The 22,384-nt window shown below is 46.5% G+C and carries 14 protein-coding genes; 2 read left to right on the top strand and 12 right to left on the bottom strand.

The annotated features are described in order from the left end of the window. Positions 1-50: 50 nt before the first annotated feature. From VER99_RS04315 to VER99_RS04280, 8 genes are all read right to left on the bottom strand, one after another. Positions 51-1,298, bottom strand: a complete 1,248-nt coding sequence (locus tag VER99_RS04315) for an ABC transporter substrate-binding protein (protein ID WP_014231208.1) — start codon at positions 1,296-1,298, stop codon at positions 51-53. 161 nt (positions 1,299-1,459) lie between these two features. Next, complete coding sequence (locus VER99_RS04310) at positions 1,460-2,902, bottom strand: ATP-binding protein (protein ID WP_014231207.1); 1,443 nt, start codon at positions 2,900-2,902, stop codon at positions 1,460-1,462. Further along, positions 2,892-3,617, bottom strand: coding sequence for a response regulator (locus tag VER99_RS04305; RefSeq protein ID WP_020336132.1), 726 nt, complete (start codon positions 3,615-3,617; stop codon positions 2,892-2,894). The genes VER99_RS04310 and VER99_RS04305 overlap by 11 nt, the downstream gene beginning before the upstream one ends. Before the next feature lie 140 nt (positions 3,618-3,757). Further along, on the bottom strand, positions 3,758-5,227 hold the full coding sequence (locus tag VER99_RS04300; protein ID WP_020336131.1) for a protein adenylyltransferase SelO: 1,470 nt from the start codon (positions 5,225-5,227) through the stop codon (positions 3,758-3,760). 159 nt (positions 5,228-5,386) lie between these two features. Further along, entirely contained in the window at positions 5,387-8,380 is a 2,994-nt protein-coding gene (locus VER99_RS04295; protein WP_020336130.1) for a M6 family metalloprotease domain-containing protein, read from the bottom strand. A 270-nt stretch (positions 8,381-8,650) separates the two neighbouring features. Further along, positions 8,651-10,018 carry a TrkH family potassium uptake protein gene (locus tag VER99_RS04290; RefSeq protein ID WP_020336128.1) on the bottom strand — a complete coding sequence of 456 codons (1,368 nt, stop codon included), beginning with the start codon at positions 10,016-10,018 and terminating at the stop codon, positions 8,651-8,653. Beyond that, the gene (locus VER99_RS04285; protein ID WP_020336127.1) at positions 10,015-10,677 is read right to left on the bottom strand and encodes a potassium channel family protein; all 663 of its coding nucleotides are present in this window, start codon (positions 10,675-10,677) and stop codon (positions 10,015-10,017) included. The genes VER99_RS04290 and VER99_RS04285 overlap by 4 nt, the downstream gene beginning before the upstream one ends. A gap of 244 nt (positions 10,678-10,921) precedes the next feature. Then, positions 10,922-12,151, bottom strand: coding sequence for a DEAD/DEAH box helicase (locus VER99_RS04280; protein WP_020336126.1), 1,230 nt, complete (start codon positions 12,149-12,151; stop codon positions 10,922-10,924). 194 nt (positions 12,152-12,345) lie between these two features. On the opposite strand from VER99_RS04280, the gene VER99_RS04275 reads away from it, so the two are divergent. Next, a complete protein-coding gene (locus tag VER99_RS04275) occupies positions 12,346-13,659 on the top strand; it encodes a hemolysin family protein (protein ID WP_020336125.1) in 1,314 nt (437 codons plus the stop codon). A 64-nt stretch (positions 13,660-13,723) separates the two neighbouring features. On the opposite strand, the gene VER99_RS04270 is transcribed toward VER99_RS04275, so the two are convergent. After that, positions 13,724-15,685: a TonB-dependent receptor plug domain-containing protein gene (locus tag VER99_RS04270; protein ID WP_020336124.1), complete on the bottom strand. Its 1,962-nt coding sequence runs from the start codon at positions 15,683-15,685 to the stop codon at positions 13,724-13,726. A 119-nt stretch (positions 15,686-15,804) separates the two neighbouring features. Between VER99_RS04270 and VER99_RS04265 the strand changes: the two genes are divergently transcribed. Further along, the gene (locus tag VER99_RS04265; RefSeq protein ID WP_020336123.1) at positions 15,805-16,533 is read left to right on the top strand and encodes a 4'-phosphopantetheinyl transferase family protein; all 729 of its coding nucleotides are present in this window, start codon (positions 15,805-15,807) and stop codon (positions 16,531-16,533) included. A 14-nt stretch (positions 16,534-16,547) separates the two neighbouring features. On the opposite strand, the gene VER99_RS04260 is transcribed toward VER99_RS04265, so the two are convergent. Genes VER99_RS04260 through VER99_RS04250 form a run of 3 tightly spaced genes read right to left on the bottom strand, consistent with a single transcriptional unit; the run spans position 16,548 to position 22,344 of the window. Then, positions 16,548-17,492 (bottom strand): hypothetical protein, encoded by a 945-nt coding sequence (locus tag VER99_RS04260; protein WP_020336122.1) that lies wholly within the window; start codon positions 17,490-17,492, stop codon positions 16,548-16,550. Next, positions 17,485-21,432: an enterobactin synthase subunit F gene (locus tag VER99_RS04255; protein WP_020336121.1), complete on the bottom strand. Its 3,948-nt coding sequence runs from the start codon at positions 21,430-21,432 to the stop codon at positions 17,485-17,487. Before VER99_RS04255 ends, VER99_RS04260 begins: the two co-directional genes overlap by 8 nt. A gap of 33 nt (positions 21,433-21,465) precedes the next feature. Further along, entirely contained in the window at positions 21,466-22,344 is an 879-nt protein-coding gene (locus VER99_RS04250) for an isochorismatase (RefSeq protein ID WP_020336120.1), read from the bottom strand. Positions 22,345-22,384 lie beyond the last annotated feature (40 nt).

The raw sequence follows: 22,384 nt of genomic DNA, 5'->3' as shown, positions 1-22,384 counted from the left end.
TAGGCTCCCTACAAGCCTGTACGCCCTTTAGGGTGTGATCTGTCAATGGATTAGATAGCGGCTTTCACTGCTTTCGCTAGCTTTTGTGCTGCTTGTTTCGGATCCGCATTGTCGTCGTTGAAGAAGTTGGTCACAACATCGTAGATTGCACCTTGTGCATAGCTTGTAGTCGACAGGCCGTGTGCCATGCTCGGCACTAAATCACCGGACTGCGCACTGGCTTTGAAGGTTTCCATTGAGTCCAGAGCACATTGGTCAAATTTCGCCATATCCATATCAAGACGAACTGGAATGGAGCCTTTGTTCAGGTTAAAGACTTCCTGGAACTCTTTGGTCAGTATGGTACGAGCTAAGTCTTGCTGTGCCTTCTTGTTCTCTTCGTTGCTGAGTTCAAAGAAAGCAAAGCTATCAATGTTGAACGTAAATTGACCGTCAGTACCTGGCGCAGGCGCACAAATGTAGTCTTTACCCGGCACTTTACCCGCCGCAGTAAATTCACCTTTCGCCCAGTCACCCATGATCTGCATAGCCGCTTCACCGTTAATCACCATCGAGGTCGCAACGTTCCAGTCACGCCCTGGTGAGTTAGCGTCAATGTAGTCGTGGATCTTCTTAAACTTGGTGAAAACTTCGACCATTTTATCGCCAGACAATACGTCCATATCTAGGTCTACAAACGCTTTGTTGTAGTCTTCACTTCCCAGCACGTCCAGTGCGACGGCTTCGAACACGGTCGCGTCTTGCCAAGGCTGTCCACCATGAGCAAGTGGGATAAAGCCGGCCGCTTTAATTTTGTCTGCCGCAGCAAAAAACTCGTCCAGTGTTGTTGGAAGTTCTACACCTGATTTTTTCAGTACTTCAGGGTTTGCCCACAGCCAGTTAACACGGTGGACGTTAACCGGTACAGCCACATACTCATCTTTGTACTTCATCACTTTAGTGACAACTGACGGTAGTAGGTCATCCCACTTTTCCTGCTTCGCCGTACTTTCCAGTGAAGTAAGGAAACCTAAGCTGCCCCACTCCTGAATATCGTGTCCTTTGATTTGAGCCGCAGATGGAGGATTGCCAGATACCGCGCGAGTTTTAAGCACAGTCATCGCTGACTCGCCACCACCGCCAGCAACTGCAAAGTCTTTCCAGGTATGATTTTGTTCTTCCAGCATTTGTTTCAGAACAGCCGCAGATTTTGCTTCACCACCAGCCGTCCACCAGTGAAGCACTTCGACTTCACCCGCGTTAGCCATGTTTGCCGCAGAGAGCAGAGAAAGAGTTAGTAGGGTTTTATTTAGTTTCATTATTATCTTCCGTGTATTGGATTAGACATTCAGGTCGACGACTCGATGACCTCAAGCGTTCATACTTGAACTAAAGTCAGTCTATCCAACGAGAAAATTTTGATTGAAACAAAGCGTAACCTTAACGTAACAACTATGTTACATTAAGATTTTAGTTGATATTAAACAAACACTTGAACACGCAAGCCGCGACTAGGCAAGTTGTCAATTATGAGATCTCCGCCATGACCGTGGAGAATATTACGGCAAATTCCAAGCCCTAACCCGTGGCCCTGATCATCATCAGCCAACCGATAGTACGGCTCAAATACCATGTCGAGCTGATCTTCTGGAATGCCAGGCCCCTGATCACAAATCTCGATTTTGACCCGGCCATCAAAGTTGGTGAGGGTTATTTCCGCTTTTTCCCCATATTTCACCGCATTATCAACCAAGTTGCCGATAACGCGTTTTATCGCCAATGGCTTTGCAACGATTGATTTAATAGGACTAGGCGAAAACGTCACCCGTGTTTGTTGCTGATTATAAGGCTCAATCACGCTAGTAATGACGTCATTCAGGTCAACATTGACCGTATTTTCATGCAACTCTGTATCTCTTACGGTCTGAAGTGCCCCTTTCACCATCATTTCCAGATCATCAAGATCACGGTTAAATTTTTCACGTTTGATATCACTTTCCAGCAGCTCAGCGCGCAGCCTTAGGCGGGTAATGGGCGTTTTTAAATCGTGGGAGATTGAAGAAAACAATTGTTCCCGATCAGAAATATAATGACGAATTCGCTGCTGCATCCGATTAAATGCTCGTGTGGCGGTGACAAGCTCACTCGCGCCCTCTTCTTGTAGCGGAGCCTGCTCTACGTTCATACTCATTTCATTGGCGGCTTTTGCCAATCGCTTTAACGGCTTCACCTGCCTTTTCATCAGCAAATAAGTGAGAACCAATAAAATCGTGGTAGAAAAAATCAGAAACAGGATCTGCTCTCGCTCAATTAAGGTATCGTCTAGATTGACGTAAGGGGCTGGCAGCAAAGCGGCGATATAGAGCCACTCATCTTTGGCTAGTTCGAGTTGCACAACCAACACAGGAGGATCGATTGGGCTCAACGTTAGGGTGTGATGTGCCCACGACTTGGGTAAATCGCTCAAATAGATATCGTTTTTCAGCAAACGTAGGTTTTCGGGCAACGAGAAGTCGACCAAAATCGTGTCTACTTTTGGGAGCTTCTTTTTCAGCACCTCTTCTATCGCTTCGAGAGAAGCCAACTTAAGCGGAGTATCTTTAATTGGTTCAACAATGAGCTGCTCTCGATTAAACGACACAAAAAAGCGCGTCCCGCCCATATTACGGATCTGGTCGAGCACAATATGACGATAGCTGACAGGCAACGACTGAAAGAAGGTTACCGTTGAGGAGAACATATTCGCCATGCTTTGAGACGCATCGCGAATCCCCGCCAGTTCTTTCTGTTTTGACTCGGTATACCAAATGGTTGTTGCCACACCTTGAGCCAAAATCACCGCCAATAACGTTAAGCCTAATGTACGATTAACTAACGAGTTTGGCTTAAATCGCCGGAGAAAACGCCACCATTTATTGTTCATAACTGACTGGCACAGCGAGTAAGTAACCGTTGCCTCGCATCGTCTTTATGTAATGTGGATATTTGGTGCTTTCACCGAGACGTTGACGCAAACGGCTGAGCTGAACATCGATGCCTCGTTCAAAGGGTAACGCTTCTCGACCTCGCGTCTCTACTGAGATCGTATCTCGGTCGATTATTTGATTCGGACGTTTTAGAAAAAGCATCAACAGCGAAAAATCACTGCCGGATAAATCGTGCGATTGTTGGGTTTCTTGGTGGGTTATTCTGTGTGACAAAGTGTCCAACAGCCAATCACCAAAACGAATAGGCTTGGCTGTTAAAGGGCTGACTTGCTCTTCTTTGGTCACTTTCACTCGGCGCAATACGGCTTTAATGCGCGCATTAAGATGACGCGGATTAAATGGCTTGGCGAGATAATCATCAGCGCCGATTTCTAAGCCGATGATCTGGTCGGTGTCATCTGAAACTGCGGTCAACATAATGATTGGTGTAGACGAATGCCGACGAACCGCCTGACATAAAGAAAAACCATCTTCACCGGGTAACATCACATCGAGCAAAATAAGGTCTGGGTACCCATGTTGCTCAATGTGAAGGTGCATTTGCTCACCATCATTCACGGCACTGACGATATATCCTTGTTTCGTCAGATACTCCTGTAGCAATTCACAAATTTCTTGATCATCATCTACGACCAGAATTCTAGCTGACATTTTTCCATCCAATGTATCACTTATATTTCAGAGCAAGTGTAATCGGTACCAGAATTCATATTCAGCGACAATTTATAAATACTTTGAACCTGTCGCGGATAAATGTCACATCTTATTAACAAACCACTAAAATAAATCCCTTATGATGAGCAGCTTATTTCCATTTTTTTGCCCCACTCTGGTGGCAATTTCGCGTACTCTTCAAACTCCGGCTGAGAATCGTAAGGGTGACGCAGTAGTGCGGCCAACCGATTGACTTCACTGAAATCGCCTTCTTCGGCTTTATCTATTGCTAGTTGGGCCAAGTAGTTACGAAGAATGTATTTCGGATTCGCACGACGCATTTGTTCACAACGCTGTTCTGTGGTGACTGGTCTGCCTAGCTCATCGACTTCTAACTCGCATCGTGCCAGATAAAGATCTAACCACGCTTGGGCCGCTTCACGATCAATAAACAAATCAATCACGTCTTGAGGCGACTTTTTGTCTAAGTTAGATAGCGTTCTAAAAAAGCGCGTATAGTCTGTTTTGTTCTGATTGAGTAGCTCAAACATAGATTCAAACAAGCGCGAATCTTCATCGATTCTGTTTTTTAAACCAAGCTTACTGCGCATCAAGCGACTAAATTGCTGGCTTAAACGAACCTCAAACTGGCCAAGTGCAGCTTCTAAATCTGTACGCTCCACCAGCGGAGATAACGCGTGTGCCAGTGCCGAAAGGTTCCAAAGTGCAACTCGCGGCTGCTGGTCAAACGCATAACGCCCCTGATAGTCGGAATGATTACAGATATAGCCAGGATCGTAGTCATCCAAAAATCCAAATGGTCCATAATCGAAAGTTTGACCAAGGATAGACATGTTGTCGGTGTTCATAACGCCGTGGGCAAAGCCAAAAGCTTGCCATTTCGCAATCATGTCCGCCGTTTTCTCCACAATATTGGCAAACATCGCAGCGTATGGTTTTTCGGCTTGAGCGCATTCAGGCAGGTGCCACTCTATGACCTTATCCGCCAACAGCTTCTGCTCTGCCAGTTGATTGGTGTAAAAGAAGTGCTCAAAGTGACCGAATCGAATATGAGTTTCCGCCATACGAATTAACATCGCGCCGTTTTCCGTTTTTTCACGGTAAACCGGCGTATCGCTGACCATCATACCCAGAGCGCGGGTTGTCGGTATTCCGAGCCCTTGCATGGCTTCACTGCACAAATACTCACGAATCGTCGAACGCAGCACTGCTCTGCCATCACCCATGCGCGAATAAGGAGTAAGACCTGCGCCTTTAAGGTGGATATCAAACCAGGTACCATCCTGTCGCTGAATTTCAGCCAGTAACAACCCTCGACCATCGCCTAAATCCGGATTGTAAGTACCGAACTGATGCCCTGCATATTTCATCGCTAATGGACGAAATTCATCAAAGTTTGCTTGGCCAGAAAACACCTCAAGCAACGTTTCATCGGCTATAGGGGGCAAACCAAACTGCTGGGCAAAATCCCCATTCCAAACCACCCATTGAGTGTTCAATAACGGTTGTGGCTCTATGAAAGTGAAAAATGCCGAAGGCAGTTGGCTGTAACGATGGGTGAAATTGACCCCTTGCCAAATGGACATATTGGGTTCCTTATCTAAAAAGACTAACTACTAGTCAGTATACGTCCGATCCCAATCACCATTCAGCCATGAATTAAACATGGGTATTTATGGCTTCTATCGCTCGAAAACAAATAAGCCACTCGAGGTGAGTGGCTTACGTCTAAAACGAAATTGGTATTAGTGACGACGTCTCCAACCTAACAGTGCAAGTAACAGAAGTGACCAGTTACCGACACTTCCGCCGCCACCTGAGCTCTTACCTTTATTACTACTGGCTGCGACAACTTCAACGCTTATAGCACCTTTTGCTGTCGCGCCTGTACCATCAGAAATCACGTACTCCAACGTGACATTATCGGCTGCGCTATCTGGTGCCTGATAAGTCACCTTACCATTTTCAATATACGCAGAACCAATACCTGAAACGTTATCCACACTTTGAACCACAAGGCTGTCGCCGTTCATATCGGTGTCATTCGCCAGTACGTCGATAACAATGCGTTCATTCACCGCTACCGTCACCGCATCAGCTGAGGCAATCGGTGCGCTGTTTTGAACTTCAAGCTCGACCAAAGCGATAGATAAAGCTGCACTCACATCTGTCACCGTCAGTTGGAATGTGAAAACGTCCCCTGCTTTAGCTCCCTTAGGAATCTCGAAACTGGCAGTCACATCACTCGGATTACTCAAAGATAGAGTATCGCCAGCAACCTGCTTCCACTGATAAGTCAAAGCGTCACCATCGGGGTCACTGCTGTTAGCGGCTGATAACGATACACGGTTCCCAGCTTTCAACTCGGTGTTAATGACATCTATAACAGCATTTGGGGCAGCATTGAAACCTATTACTTCAATCGAAACATTGACTGCAGAGGAAGCGAGTGAACCGTCTGCCGACACCAAGCGGTATTGGAAGCTGTCAAATCCGACAAAGTTATGATCAGGTTGGTACTGATTGTCTGTAAAGGTGCCGTGGACAGGCTGTTGAAATACCTCGACCTCAAACTGGTAGTCGGAAGCAACGACGTCGTTAGACATCAAGTTCAGTGACAGTACTGTGTTCTTATCCGTCTGGTAACTATCTGGCTGTGCTTCAACAATCTTAGCGCTTTCGTAGTTCAGCAATACAGCAAACGGAACCGTTGAGAAGCTAGACTCAAGCAAACCTTCAGAATACTGCTCACTGCTCTTGCCAACCCACATCTTGGGTTGAGTTGCTTTCTCCATATCCAATAAGCGGCTAAAGTTGAAGCTTTCTTCGAATTCACCGCCTTCAATTTCAACCACAATAATATGTTGACCAGCACTTAACTGTGTCGCGTGCGGAAATAGAATCCGAGATGACTTCTTGAAACTACCTTGTTGCAATAGTTCCGCATTTTGTTGATTCAATACCAAGCTATATTCATTATTACCCTCGTTAGGGAAGCGCCACACGCGAAAGGTCATATCGCGCTGTGGTGAACTTTTCTCAGCATAGATCTGTAATCCATCCAACTCTGTATCTCGACTTAAATCAAGCAGCACTGCCAACACATTTTCATCATTTGAGAAGACGAATTCTTGATGGAAGGTGTTTAACCACGCCGATTTATTCGCATCATTCAGTTTAGTTAGTAAAAAACTGCCGCCATTTGCACTGCTAGAGATATCTGAAATCGAAACATCAGTGTCGAACCCTGTGATGACATTCAACCCTGGGTTAGAGAAATCAGAAATCTCGCTGCCGCCATTAGGGTATAAATCCCCCTGATCGCTTCGTTCGCCCTTTTCCAATTCACCTCTGCCATCCGCTTGCATCACTTGAACTTGCATATCTCCCAATCCATTGAACTGATTGAGAATGTTGACAGACATGGCAAGTACACCTTCAGCCGCCAAAGCTTGGTCATAATCTTTGAAAGTTCGATTTTCTAAATAAACTCGCGGACCATATTCTTTGAGGTATGGATCAAGGTAGACCAGCTTAACTTCATCATCTGTTAATCCGTGAGGCATGTTACTTTGATGAGCAATTGTCGGCACTACAAAACCAGCGGCATGCCTGCTCCATGCAGTCATATTGACTGGCGTTTCACCAGGATAAGAATCGCCGGGCTTCATCGCCCATGAGCCTGCACCCATGACGCCCCAGGTACCGATCGATGCCTTACTGTATCGAGCGTAAAGATCAGGCAATCCGAGCATTAGGTGCCCTAGTTCATGAACGATAACCCCTAAGGTAGATTGGTGCGTTGCCTGATAGTCAGCAAACAAGCAGTAGTCTTTAATAGTCGTGCCATCGATTTGAACATCGTTATGAAAGTACCTATGAGGCCAGATTGCCGGCTTGTTTAGAACTCCCGTCGAACGGTCACCACCAGCAAACACAAACATGACCGACAACTCTGTCGCATCCACGGTGCCATCCCGATCACGATCGTAACTCGACAAATCTATATATGGGTCAAGCTTGCGATACGCTTCTGCGAACACAAGGTTCATTTTATCTGTACAAAGGCTATCGCTGGTACTGGCATGACAATCTGGATGACGAAGTGGTACAGTCACGTCAATCACACCATCGTTCACCGTGCCGTAGCTTTCAATCGCTGGGATAACCTTATATTTCCCCAAAGAGTTCTTGTCATAGTAGTCAACGACACTTTGCCCGTTTTGATCGAAGACTCGTTGCTCAAAATCATGCTTCATAACCTGATTAGTAAACGAAACCTGGACAACTAAGAGAGGTTGCTGCGTCACTCCAGAGCTACTCATTGCCCTATAAACTACATTTGTATCTGAAGCTGCACGTAATAGGTTCTTACGCGCCATAGGCTCCATGGTTCGTAATGAGGAAAGGTGGGGCTGGATAGATAAATCTGGTCGAGACTTGGAAGATTCGGGCGCTACAGTAGTTTGCGTTTTCTTTATACCAGTAGACACTAATTCTAGGGCGTCTGATTCACGTAAAACTTGCGCAAAAAACCACTCTCCGTCTCTCTGTATAAGTGCGTTACCTTGCTTATCTTCAAACCAGTGAAAATCTGGGGTCCCTCTTAAAATCGCTTCGCTTGACGTTCCGTCAGTTAACTTGATTTCATGCCAGATAGGTGACGGTGGTGTGGTTGCCATGCTCTTTCCTGCCAGTAAAGCAGATAACACGGTTAACGCAACTAGGTTGAATTTCAAAATACGACTCCTTGTTCTCAATTCGCTTTCAGCACGCTACATCAACGCCTATAGTCACAGTTTCCATTGGTGGAGCTTATGCCTGAAAGATAAGTCCGGCCGTTAATATAGATTTTTCGAATGCATGGTACAGAAAGGTGAAAACGATGGCATATAAGGTTCGAAATTTCACAAACAAATTTGCGTGGCAGACCTCGTATTTGATCCAGATGGGAGATCGCTGCTTTTTAAACAGCGATCAAAGTAAGATCCTGATGTTTCTCTTATAAATCAACCGGTCAATACCGTATCTTCAGGGTATTTAATCAGAGTAGGTTCTGGGCGAGCTAACATATAAGCCAAAGTCAAAGGACCGATACGGCCAATGATCATCACCACGATCATGATGTATTTGCCCGGTTCCGATAGTTCTGCCGTCAGACCTGCGCTAAGGCCGACTGTGGCAAAAGCAGATATCGTCTCAAACATAACTCTATCAAACGCCGCATCCTCAGTGATCATCAGTAGAAACATTGCGGTTGTCAGTATTGCTCCGCTCACCACGATAATCGCGAGCGACTTAGTGACAGTTGGCCAGTTGACGGTGCGTTTGAATATCACGACGTGTTTCTTTTGGCGTAAAAAAGTCCAGGTCGCCAAAAAAGCAACGGTAAAAGTCGACACCTTAATCCCGCCGCCTGTTGAGGTAGAACCAGCACCAATCAGCATCAGAATAATCATGATGAGTAAGGCAGGCTGAGAGAACTGAGATAAATCAACACTATTAAAACCTGCAGTACGGGCACTGGCAGATTGGAAAAACGCTGCAAGCCACTGCGCTGACAAAGGTAGCGATTCCATCGTATTCGGATTGCTTCGCTCTAACAGCCAAAACAGTAACGTGCCCACCAACAATAGTACTGGCGTCGCAATCAGCATGATTCGAGTATGAAGATGGAAGGAGTTAAACCCTTTACGCCAGTTTAACCAGATATCCCCGACAACAGTAAAACCTAAGCCACCGAAAATGAACAACCCTGCAAGGGTAAAGATCACCAAAGGGTCATTCACAAATCGGGTCATGCTATCTGAGAATAGGGCAAAGCCTGCGTTATTAAATGCGGAAATTGAATGGAACAACGCGTAGAACATTCCAGTCTGCCAGCCCATTTCCGGCACCCAACGAAAAGACAGAACGATAAAACCCAGCGTCTCTGCCACTAGGGCAAATACCATGATTTTTTTAATCAGATTACGCAGGTTAACATGCCGATCCTGACCAAGCGCTTCTTTGGCCAATGCTTGCTGACGTAAACTCAACCGCATACCGAATAAATAGAGCAGCACAGCAGACAAAGTCATTTGCCCTAATCCACCAATTTGCATTAGGCACATTAAGAGAATTTTACCCGCCAACGTGAAGTGCTGACCGGTATCCACAACGCCGAGGCCCGTTACACTGATCGCAGAAGTCGCCGTAAATAAAGCATCGGTGATTGATAATCCGCTGACAGAAAAGACGGGAAGCGTGAGAAGTATCGCAGAGGGCAATAGCACTCCGAGAAAACTCATTAGGATAATCCGAGGCTCGCTGCCCTTCTCTTTTGTCCTTTGGCTATCTGGAACGTAAAATAAGCCTTTTTGGTGAAAATGCATCATAGTGACTTCAATGTGCGGGCCAGTTTTTCCTCTGGGCCAACCACAATCATAAGGTCGCCAATTTCTAAGGTCACATCCATGCTGGGCGCTTTAGTGATCTCCGGCCCACGTTTAAAGCCAAGAACTTGCACACCTTCAACCTGACATAGAGACAGCTCGCCTAGCTTTTTGCCCATCCAGCGAGAACCAATCACAAACTCGGTCATTGCCAAGTCGCTGCCTAGTGGATGGAAGTCTAGCACTCTTCTGTCGAGCATTTTACGCGCGACGCGAATCCCCATGTCACGCTCAGGCATGATGACATGATCAGCACCAATCTTTTGCAGAACTCTGGCCTGGAACCGGTCGTTGGCTTTGACCCAAATCGATCTGACCCCGGCTTCTTTCGCAATTAAGGTGGCAAGAATACTGGCATTCACATCGGTGCCAATCGCAATCATCACCATATCGTAATCGTCGAGTTTTAGCTCCGCGACGGTCTCTTCATGAGTGCAGTTTGCTACGATAGCCTGACTGACAAACCCAGCAGCTTCTCTTACTTTATCTTCGTCAATGTCGACGGCTAAAACTTGAGAGCCCGCATCTTGCAGCTCTTTACATACAGCCAAACCAAATCGACCAAGGCCGATAACAGCGAATTGCTTATCACCTTTTTTCATTTATGCCTCTTTTATGCATTTAGTAGCAAGAGAAAAAGTCTGCGCCTATTTTTTCCCCTGTGCAAACCAGACGACAGAAAATTAACCAAAGCCTTACCAAGCTTAGGTTACAAATGTTAAGCGTATGACATGATTTGTTTTTTTTCATCGTTATGCTTAACAAAAGATAGATATCTAAAGATCAAGAATATAAAAAAAGCCGCATTAAAATGCGGCTTACTATCAAGAGGTATTTACCCTGCTATCAATCTCTCGTCTGACGTTTATCAGATTGAGAACGGTCTTCCTGAGGTTTGCGCTTATTCTTTGGCACATAGTTAAGAATAGAAATTGGTACTGGTTTTCTTGGTGCAAATCCGTCAATTTCAACACGCTCAAGCAAGTGGCCTAATCGGCTTTCAATCATGCATAAGTTTTTGAAGTCGTCCTTTGATACCAGTGAAATAGCTTCACCTTGCGCACCAGCACGACCTGTACGTCCAATTCGGTGTACGTATTCATCCGCCGGGTAAGGTAAGTCGTAGTTAATAACCACTGGCAGATTATCGATATCGATACCGCGAGCCGCAACGCCTGTCGCGACCAGGTACTGGATCTCCCCGGCTTTAAACTGCTCAATCAGCTCCTGACGCACACGCTGATTACGCCCACTGTGGAACGCTTCTGCAACAATGCCACGCTTCTCCAGCTGGCTGACCAATTTCGCAGCGCCGTGTTTGGTTTCGATAAAGATCAGAACTTGTGACCAGTCATTCTCTTTGAGCATGTGACTCAACAATGACGATTTCATGTCTTTATCGACAGTAGTAATCCACTGCTTAATATTTGATTTAGAAGCACTATGTTTCGCAATCGTAATCTCTTCAGGATCGACAATCGCATTCTTCGCTAGATCACGAACAGGGTTAGAAAGCGTGGCAGAAAACAGCAGGCTTTGCACATCCTCTGGCATGCAATCAACGATTTTATCTATTGCATCGATGAAGCCCATATCCAGCATCTTGTCTGCTTCATCTAAGACCAGCATTTCTACTTCATCAAAGTGAATCGAGCGTTGACCGTACAGGTCAATCAGACGACCCGGAGTACTGACTACAATGTCCACACCGTCAATCAATGCTTGCTTCTGCGGTGCGTACTCAACGCCACCAAACATCGCCATTGAGCGTATTGGCAGGTTCTTACCGTAGGCTTCAATGCTTTGATGTACCTGAAGCGCTAGCTCACGCGTTGGCGTAAGAATGATGGCACGCGCACGTTTTTTACGCTGCGTTTCGCCCTGACTGAGCTTCTCTAAGATTGGTAACACAAAGCTGGCTGTTTTACCGGTACCGGTTTGCGCTGCTGCGATCAAGTTACTCCCGCGCAGTACAATAGGAATGGCTTTTTGCTGAATAGAAGTCGGTTTTTCATAACCTAGCGCCATCACTGCATCAGTGATTGGTGCGCTTAAACCAAGCTTAGAAAATGGCATAGAAACGTCTCAACGGAGGAAATGGGCGCGTAGTGTATCAGTAACAGAGTGATTAATCAGCTTAGCTGTACTGAGAAGTTCTACCCTTTAAATAAAACATAAGCTTAGCAAGAAAACGGGATTTATCCGCTACTTCACATTTACTCAGCCGGAATCTCGCTATGCTACTAACGTGTGGATGACTGGAAGGCTTCATGGATATTTTATTGCTAGTAGGATTGATAGGTTTAATTACGCTCAATGGCGTCTTTGCGATGTCGGAAATTGCATTGGTCGCAGCCAAAACAAGCCGTCTAAAAACGATGGCAGAAAACAGCAAACGCGCAACACTGGCTTTGGAACTCAAGAATAATCCGACACAGTTTTTATCAACGATCCAAATCGGCATCACTGTAATTGGTCTACTAAGCGGCATCTTTGGCGAAGCCACACTCTCCGTTCCTTTAGGACAATGGTTAGTGAGCCAGGGTATAGAAAAAGAGATTGCCAACTTTGTAGCCACGTTTAGTGTGGTTTTGTTGATCACATACTTCGCCATTGTGATAGGTGAATTGGTTCCCAAACGTATTGCGCAAAATAATGCAGAAATGATTGCGATCAATGTGGCTTACCCAATTCATTGGTTAGCCAACTTAGCCCGACCATTTGTTTTTCTTTTGACTTTTACCACCGATACCTTGCTCAGGATATTGGGGCAAAATGAGAGTAAAAGTGAGGTCGTCACAGAAGAGGATATCGTCGCCATCGTCAGCGAAGGTTCCGAATCTGGCGCTATTGAGCCTCAGGAACAATTGATGATCCAAAATCTTCTCCATCTTAACGATCGCCTTGCACTCTCGTTAATGACGCCTCGCTCTGAAATTCATTATCTCGACGCCACACTACCCATTGACGCAACCCTAAAAAGCCTTCGACAAACCCAGCACTCGGTTTGGCCAATATGCAAAGGCGGCCTGGATAACATCATCGGTACGATTTCTTCCAAAGTGCTGCTGGATGAATATGACAAGCTCTCGATCGAACGGCTTAATAAACGTCTAAAGCAACCGCGTTTTGTACCCGAGTCGATGAAAGGGCTGCCTTTACTGAACTATATGCAACAAACCAGTACCGAGATGGTATTTATCGTCGACGAATATGGTGATGTTCAAGGATTAGTGACCTTCTATGACTTACTCAAGTCAATCGCCGGAGAGCTGGGTATGGAGCCTCAGCACATATGGGCCAAACAGCAAAAAGACGGCAGTTGGCTGATGGACGCACTCATCCCATTAAATGAACTCAAAAACAAACTCCAGCTGAGCAACATTGAAGGAGAAGAAAGCGAAGGTTTTCAGACCCTAAACGGCTTCCTCACTTGGTTAATAGACCGTGTGCCTGCTCAAGGAGAAATCATCGAGTACCAGAACTGGCGATTTGAAGTACTGCTGATGAAAAGTAACCGCATCGTGCAGGTTAAAGCATCCCAACAAGTGCCTGCGGAAACACCCGAAGAGCCTGAGACTTAGAAGTAAGCGGCATAAAAAACGCCTCCAGTGGGAGGCGTTCTTTATTGATGTGAAGTCTACTGAATTAGAACAAGTAAGTTGCACTTACGTATGCGCTGCGGCCTTTCTCTGAGTAACCGTAGTAGTCGTCTTCATCATCCAGCTCAACGTCAAAGATGTTGTTCAAACCCGCTTTCAGGTTCACTTGCTGGAGGTCATAAGAAACGCCCAGACCAACCAATGTGTAGCCGTCCACAGTTTTATCTTCGCTACTTAGATTTGTGATCACCTGCTTACCGATGTAGTTGACGCGAGCAAAAGTGGTCAACGAGTCGAATACTTGCCAGTTCACATCCAAGTTTGCTAAGTGTTCAGGCGTATCTGTTAGCTTTTCGCCAGAGCTCTTATCCTCTGCATCCGTGTATGTGTAGTTCGCTGACAAATTGATGTTCTTAGTAATGTCATACCAAGCTTCCAGCTCTATACCTTTGATTTCTGCTCGGCCAATGTTTTGGTAAGTGATGATTGGCATGGTGCCATCCATACCTACCGCAGTACTGGTGTCTCGCTCGATTTTGTTCTTCAGCTTAGAGTAGTAGTAGGTCAAGCCCAGACCTAGCGAGTCCGTCTCGTAAGCCAGGCCCGCTTCATAGCTTTCTGACTCTTCTGGTTTCAAATCATCATTACCGGTTAACCAACAGCGGTTACCACAACTTATCACACGAACTTGGTCGCTACTCTCCATCATACCCGGAGCACGGAAGCCACCGCCGCCGCCCGCTTTTGCAACAAACTCATCAGTAAAACTGTAGACGGCATAAGCACGTGGGCTGAAGTGACTGCCGTAGACCTCATGGAAGTCTTCACGACCACCCAGTGTTAGCGCCAGCTTATCCAAATCGAACTCACTCTGCAGGAATACTGCACCTTGGTGGTAATCGATATCACCAGAAGGAATGTCGCGACTGTTGGTCAGTTCTGAGGTACGGAATTCGCCACCAAACACCCACTCGTGACTGTCTCGCCATAAACCAGACAGTTTGAAATCGGCGTAATTATTCTGCAACTCCACGTCCGCTGAGCCATTGGTGTACGCGGTACTGCCGTCATTCAAATCCATGGTTTCGCCATACAAACGAGCCTGAGAGTCAAACCCCGACCAATTACCTTCATGCGTTAAACCGTAATTCCAGCGCGTAGAATCCTGAGTATTGGTTTGGTCTCCGGAACGAGGGTGCACCCACTCGGCTTTTCGTTCGTCCTTGGTGTACGTTACATCGGCAATCAGCTTTTGCTCGTCTGTCAGTTGCCATGACATTTCACCGAACACGTTTGTGGTATCTTTTTTCTCCAAAGCATCGTAATCAGGCGTCGCATCGGTGCGCCATGGGTCACGAGTCGAGCTTTCAACGATGATGCTACCTGCCAGTTCTGACGTCAATTCGCCACTTGCGTAAGCATGGCCTTTCCAGCCATCGCCGCCATTACCTTCTAGCAAACTTTCATATTCAAGCCCTAGCGAGCCAGCCATCTCTTCTGTTGGTGTTTTTAGAATCACGTTCACTACGCCACCCATCGCCTCTGAGCCGTACAGAGAAGAAACCGGGCCGCGCACCACTTCGATACGTTCAATGGCCGTCAAAGGAATCGTCGATAGATCAAAGTCGTTACCACGAATTAATGCATCTTGAGAATTGATACGACGGCCATTAATCAGGATCAGAGTATGCTTTGACTCAAGACCACGAATACGAATGGTGTTACGACCGTACGCGGCACTGCTTAAAACACTAACGCCTGTAGCACTACGTACTGCTTCAGAGATGTCTTTCACTGGCATCTTTGCGATGTCTTCCGCAGTAATAACCGACACAGATGCAGGAGCAGTAAGCTCAGAATGTTGAGTTAATGACGCGGTAACAACCACGCGTTCCATTTCTGGATTTTCACTCTGCTGCGCTGCATTAGCTTGACCACTAAAAGCAGTCACTACTGCTGCTGCCAAAATGGAAGGCATAAACGAAGGCTTTTTCACTTGAGTATTCACTGCATATCCTTATATCTATTTTTTGTATTAATTAGGCTCGCCAACTTTAATAAATAACTGTATAAATAGCAATAATTATCAGTTGCATTATCATTTATGTTTTTTGGTTGGTTTTTACTGTGAATAAAAAGAGTTTGAAAAATATTAAGTTAGATGAAATTCTCTCCCCTAACTGCTTCCACTTTAGGACAACCAGTCCGCTGATTCAGATGGTGAAAGCCACACCAGATATGTACGCCAAAGCAGGCTTACCTTTAGAAGAGGAACATATCCAGAAATCAGTACGAAAACGGCAGGAAGAATTTAGAGCTGGGCGCCACGCCGCACGTGCCGCAATCAGAAAACTGACTTCAGACAATGCTTTTGCGGATCAATCCCCCATTTTGGTTGGCGCATCTAGAGAACCCGTTTTCCCTAACACTGTTAGCGGTAGTATTAGTCATACAGACTCCCTGTGTTTGGCGGCGTGTGCGGTTAAAAATGATGTGCCAAGTATTGGGATTGATGTTGAAAACAATCAAAATCTTGCCGCTCACCTTCTTCCTGCGATTTACACACCCAATGAACAACATCGCCTACAGAAATCAGACGCCATCCCAAACATTCTTATCTTCAGTATCAAAGAGAGTTTATTCAAATGTCTGTTTCCTTTCGTGAGGGTATATTTCGACTTTTTAGATGCCGAAATTGCGCTGCACCCCGAGACGGAAAACAGCGGGCAGTTTCAGTTTGAGTTGATTGGAGATAACCGAAGTGATCTCCAATCCGCCCTGCCAGATTTAACGTTTCACGGTTATTATTGCTTTACCGAACAAACCGTTTTCTCGCTGTGCTTTTTTACTCCTTAAATTACCAAGAGTCCCTATTCAATCACCTTTTGAATTACCACTCTCTGGCGCTGATTCACAAGCGGTAGCCTCTTCTTTAGCTGCGCTTTCCACTTCTGAGGAATTTCAACGCCAGCCGCACTCAACTGCCGGGTTTGTGGGCCTAAATACCAGTAAGCATCCACCAACTGATCAACGGGTGTCTCAGAGTAAGGATTCACCGTAGGTTTGTTAGGAACCAGATCGGCAAAGTTCATCTGGCTAAACCTTGGCTGTTGGGTGGAATAGATACCCAATTCCAGCGAGTCTTGTTCAAGCGTTGTCGGCAACATATGTGGCCATACCGAAACGTATTGGACACCAAATCTCTGTGCGGCTAACACCCCAAAAGGATGATGGCGAGTTGAGCCAAATGTAGGAGAACGCTTGAGAATATGCCTTGCGCCGACGAGCACGACCACACCTTTGTCATTTTGGCGCTTGATGACTTCAATACCTTCAACCAGAGCCTGGTCTCGCTCTGCATTAAGCTGGGCAAGCTGTGACGGATGACGAAGTTCTTGCCAATCGAACGGAGGCTCGGTCAGTACAACTTTGATAGGAGTGTTACGCTGTGCGTTTGCTTGCTTTAAGCGTCGGAAAAACTCGCCATAGCAAGGGTGCATCCAGGCAGGAAAAGCGATGGAATCTAGCCAGACTGCAGCCAGCTCATCATCAGAAATGTCACCTCCTGACAGATAATCATCCAACATTTTTTGATGCTTGGCGTTACCAAACTCGACAAACAGATGAGTAAACACACCATCCAACGCCTCAGAGAGCAAAACCTGCGTCATTTGCTCAAAAAGGTCTGCATACCAATGCGCTTCACCAATAGCCAAAACAGAGCCAGACTCCAGTTTGCCTTTGAAGAAAGTCAGAGGGGAAATGCTCCCCTCCCACTTATTCTCTGGTAACAACGGATGACCAGAATTAAACATCAAATTTCGCTCTCAGTTCTTCAACCATTCGGGTTCCAATAAGACGTAACATGTCTGGTCGCATCATATCTCGGTGAATACAATCAACATCCACGACATTGATTTCACCATCCATGTAATTAAACCAACCATTGCGATCCAAGAATGACTCTTCTGGTGGCTTCTCAGCATTGAAGAACAACATATCACCCTGATAGCGATAATCTACCGAATCTCGTACGCGATGGTTGTTGTTGATCACCACTTCGATCATCGCAGAGATGGTCTCGGAGCTCAGGTGAGCCATCGACGATCCCGCATCTTGTAAGATGTCGATAACTTCTGGCTTAGTAATGCTGCTATGCGCTGATTCATCAAACTCAACGCCCGCCATTCGAATCAATGCCCCCAGAGCTTGCTCTTCACCAGGTGGATTCATGGTCTGCCACTGCTCTGTAGGGTAGGAATCAAGCAAAGTAAGTAAACCGACTTCTTGTCCTTGCTGCTGCAAGATACCCGCCATCAAGTGCGCAATCATGCCACCAATAGACCAGCCAAGTAGATGGTAAGGACCGAAAGGCTGTTCTTCACGGATAGCAGCGACATAATCTTCTGCCATCTCCTTCATCGTTTTCGGCAAAGCCAAAGAAGGATCGCCAAGGTTACGAGCCTGCACACCATATAGAGGAATGTTAGATGGAATAATTGGCGTCAGCGCCGCATAACACCAGCTTAGACCACCTGCAGGGTGAACACAGAATATGGCGGCTTTACCCTCGCGTTTACGCAGTGGCAATAGCATATTAAGCGCTTCATCACTTTCGCTACCATTTAGTTTGGCTGCAATGCCAGCAACGGTCGGAGACTCAAACACCGCGGCCAGTGATAGCTCAATGCCCATGATCTCTTTTACATGCGCAATAAGCTGCGCCGCTAACAGAGAGTGTCCGCCAAGCTCGAAGAAATTATCTTCAACGCCCACAGCAGGAAGCTCCAATAACTGGCAGAACAGCTTACACAAACGTTCTTCGACCAAATTACTCGGCCCTTTTGTACCGACCTGACCAGATAGATCGGGTTTTGGCAGCGCATTACGGTCAAGTTTTCCGTTTGGCGTTAACGGAAACGCATCGAGCTCAACAAAATAGCTCGGTACCATGTATTCTGGCAGAGGATCTGCGAGATATTTCTGCAGTTGGGCGGCATCAATAGCTTGTTCCGCATCTTCTGCCGTCACGTAAGCCACCAGACGTTTATCGCCATCACTGTATTCTTGAGCCAACACCGCAACTTGTGCCACATCGGGATGGCTGGCTAACGCATTTTCGATCTCTTCTAGTTCAATACGAAAGCCGCGGATTTTGACCTGAAAATCACTGCGACCACAGTATTCTATCGCCCCATCTTCACGCCAACGTGCGAGATCGCCCGATAAGTACATTCGGCTTCCTGTTGGGCCAAATGGATTGTCAATAAACCGCTCTGCCGTCAGTTCTGGCTGACCATGATAGCCGAGCGCAAGCTGACGCCCCGCAATATAAAGATGACCAACCACGCCCGGTGGAACCGGATTAAGCGCATCATCCAGAATGTAGATTTGTGTATTCCAAACCGGGCGACCAATTGGGGTCGAGCTGCCTTGCGTATTGGCTTCACTCGGCCAGTAAGTCACATCGACGGCAGCCTCGGTTGGGCCATATAAGTTGTGTAGCGGCGCATCGAAGGATTGGTAATATTGGTTTACCAACTCAACCGGCAAGGCTTCCCCACTACAAAACACCTGGCGCAAGCTTTGACATAGTTGCGCATCCGCCTGTTGCACAAAAATCTGCAGCATCGATGGAACGAAATGCATTGTGGTGATCTTTTGGTTTTGGATCATTTCCTGCAGATAAACCGGATCTTTGTGCCCATCTGGTTTCGCCACCACCAAACAAGAACCGACGATCATTGGCCAGAAGAATTCCCACACTGACACATCAAAGCCCGCTGGTGTTTTTTGTAACACGCGGTCGTTGGCATCAATCGGATATTGATCGTGCATCCATAGCAATCGGTTCACGATAGCATCATGACTCACTACCACGCCTTTTGGCTTACCAGTCGAGCCGGAGGTATAAATCATATAAGCCGGCGAATGTGGTTCTGGATGAACTTGGGGTGGTAACGGCTCTACATTCTTATAAATAGCAGGAAATGTTTCACCATCGACAAGTTTACTCTCGTACTCGTGTGGCAACTTGGATTGTAATGCCGAAGTCGAGAACACGAGCTTAGGTGCAGAAGATTCCAGCATGTAATGAATGCGACCTTCTGGGTAGTCCGGGTCAATCGGCACATACACCGCACCAGCAGCGAGAATGGCTTGTTGTACAACGATTAACTCTTCACTTCGCGGTACACAAACAGCAATGCGATCTCCTGCTTCCACACCTTGGGCAAACAGCCAGTTCATCAAAGAGTAGACCTTTCGACTTAACTGCTCATAGGTGAGTGTTTGATTCTCAAAAATCAGTGCAGGAGCATGAGGCGTCAAGATTCGTTGTCTTGCCATCAAGGCTGATAAGGAAGTTTCTGGAACAGAATGAGCGGTATCGTTCCAGGTATTGATCACTTTTTCTCGTTCACCAGCAAGCAAAATGCTGACATCACTGATCTTACACTGACTCGCACCCTGCTCACGAGCAGCCGCAAAAAAGTCACTCATAAAATGGAACAGACGCTGCTGGTGTTCTTGAATTTCACGCTCTGAATAAAGCTCGGGGTTGGCATCCATATCCACATGCAACTCGCCGCCAAGATCATAACAGTACAGAGAAATGTCATCCACGGGCCCCGCTGAAAGGTTATGTGCCTTAGAATTTAGCTCTCCAAACTTATGCTCATACTCAAACGGCATAATGTTCACCAGCGGACCAAACAGGTTACGGTTGTCTTTGACCAGATTAAGTTCTCGGTGTAACTCTTCATAACGGTAGCCTTGATGACGACGTACAGAAGAGAACTCTTGGTTGACCTGCTTGACCAAGGTTTTGATATCCAGCCCCTCATCAAAGCTGACTCGTACTGGCAGAATATTCACTCGCATTGCAGGCGTTTGAATTGCCACGGAGCCTAACCGCCCCATGAGTGGCACACCAAGCACCACTTCCTTCGAGCGAGTCATACGATGAACATACGCCGCAATAGAGGCGATAAGAACACTGTACCAGTGTGTACGGCACTGCTTCGCCAATAATTCCATCTGCTGAAAATCGCTGACTGGCATCACACCCTTGAGGCGCAGAAAGTGATCGGAAGTGACCGTTGGCTGACCTGCTAAGTTGACCGTGTCTGAGTGGTCTGCATAGCGTTGTAAGTAAAAAGCGCGATCGTTTTGATATTTCTCTGAGGCTTTGTAGTTGTCGTCTTCTGTTAGCATCGCTTGCTGGTCAACAAACTCAACCTTATCAAATGGTTTGCCTTTGATAAGCTGGCTGTAAATATGCGCGACTCGGGACACAATTAATGACATGCTGTAACCATCAATTGCGATATGGTGCAGTGATAAAAACCAAACGAATTTGTCTTCCGCCAGCTTAAGCAGCGCCATAGAAAAAAGTGGCCCCTGCTCTAGGTTGACGGGTTGTTTCAATTGCACTTTCATCCAGTCAATCGCGGCATTCAAAGGCTCTGATTCAGAAGAAAAATCAAATCGGTCCACTTGCCAAGGCTGTCGCTCTATCACCATGCGAGGCCCTTCGGTCGTCGTGACAAATTTAGCATGCAATGAGTCAACTTCTTCAATAGCGGCTTTGACTGCCTCGACGAAACACGGCTCATCTACCGCACCGTCAATCAGTAGATATTCGCCAGTTTTATAAATTGGGTTTTCTGGATCTCGAAGCTGCGCAAACCAAATCCCTGCTTGCGCATCCGTTAGCGGTAGCAACTGCTCCGCCGTATAAGGTAAATCGTACATTTCCGTTCCTTTACTACTTGTCCTTGCCAGGCACTAGGTGCGCTTCTTCTCAATCAATTGCCACCAGTGAGCCAAACAAGGCTGAGCAGCAAGCTCCATAAAACTTAAATCCAGCCCCGCCTGTTGCCAGTCACCGACCAGAGACATAATTCGAACCGAATCCAGACCGAAATCGAGCAAGCTATCCTTCGGTTCGATTTCTTCAGCAGGAACGTCAAGCAAAGTCGCCAGTTGCAGAGCTAACTCTTGCTCAGATTGAGGAATCTCGTGAGTAATTGGCATATCGCTGACCTGGCTCAGTAGCTGTTGTTTATCCAAGACATAGCCACATCGGCCCGCGACATAATTCAGTGCCATTTCATGCTCGCTCTCTGAAAAGTCCGCCACCGCATCAGAAACCATAAAGGCTTGAATGTCGGTCATGAACGCTTCAGAAGCGGTCTGTAAACAACCAATATGCGCGTATACACCAACGATGATCAGCTGGTCTCGCCCGGTTTCATCCATCATGGATTTAAGCGGCGTGCGCTGGAATGCACTGTAGCGCCATTTGGTATAAACGATATCTTGCTCTGTAGGCGCAAGTGCAGGCATGATTCTCGTAATCGTGTCATCAGCTTTTAGGCCCGGGCCCCAGAAGTCCGTCAATAATGCTCTATCGTCCTGACACTGATCGCCAGGTTGCGCGGTATATACCACTGGAATGCCCACTTCAATACAGGCTTGTTTGATCTGTTGGATGTTCTGCGTCAAGGTTTGAATCAGTTCGCTGTCCAAATCGTAAAAGTTCAGAAAATACTGCTGCATATCGTGGATCAGTAATACGGCACGCTCTGGATCTACCGACCAAGATACGCGATTTTGGGGGATCGCTTTAGATAACGGATAACCCGCAATAGCTGGAATTGCCATGAGGCATTTCTCCTAAAATTCGTAGATAAAAGTCAGGTTT

Source organism: Vibrio natriegens NBRC 15636 = ATCC 14048 = DSM 759 (assembly GCF_035621455.1).
Taxonomy (GTDB): Bacteria; Pseudomonadota; Gammaproteobacteria; order Enterobacterales; family Vibrionaceae; genus Vibrio; species Vibrio natriegens.
Note: the sequence above shows the minus strand (reverse complement) of the source record. Positions and strands in the feature narration are given on the sequence as shown.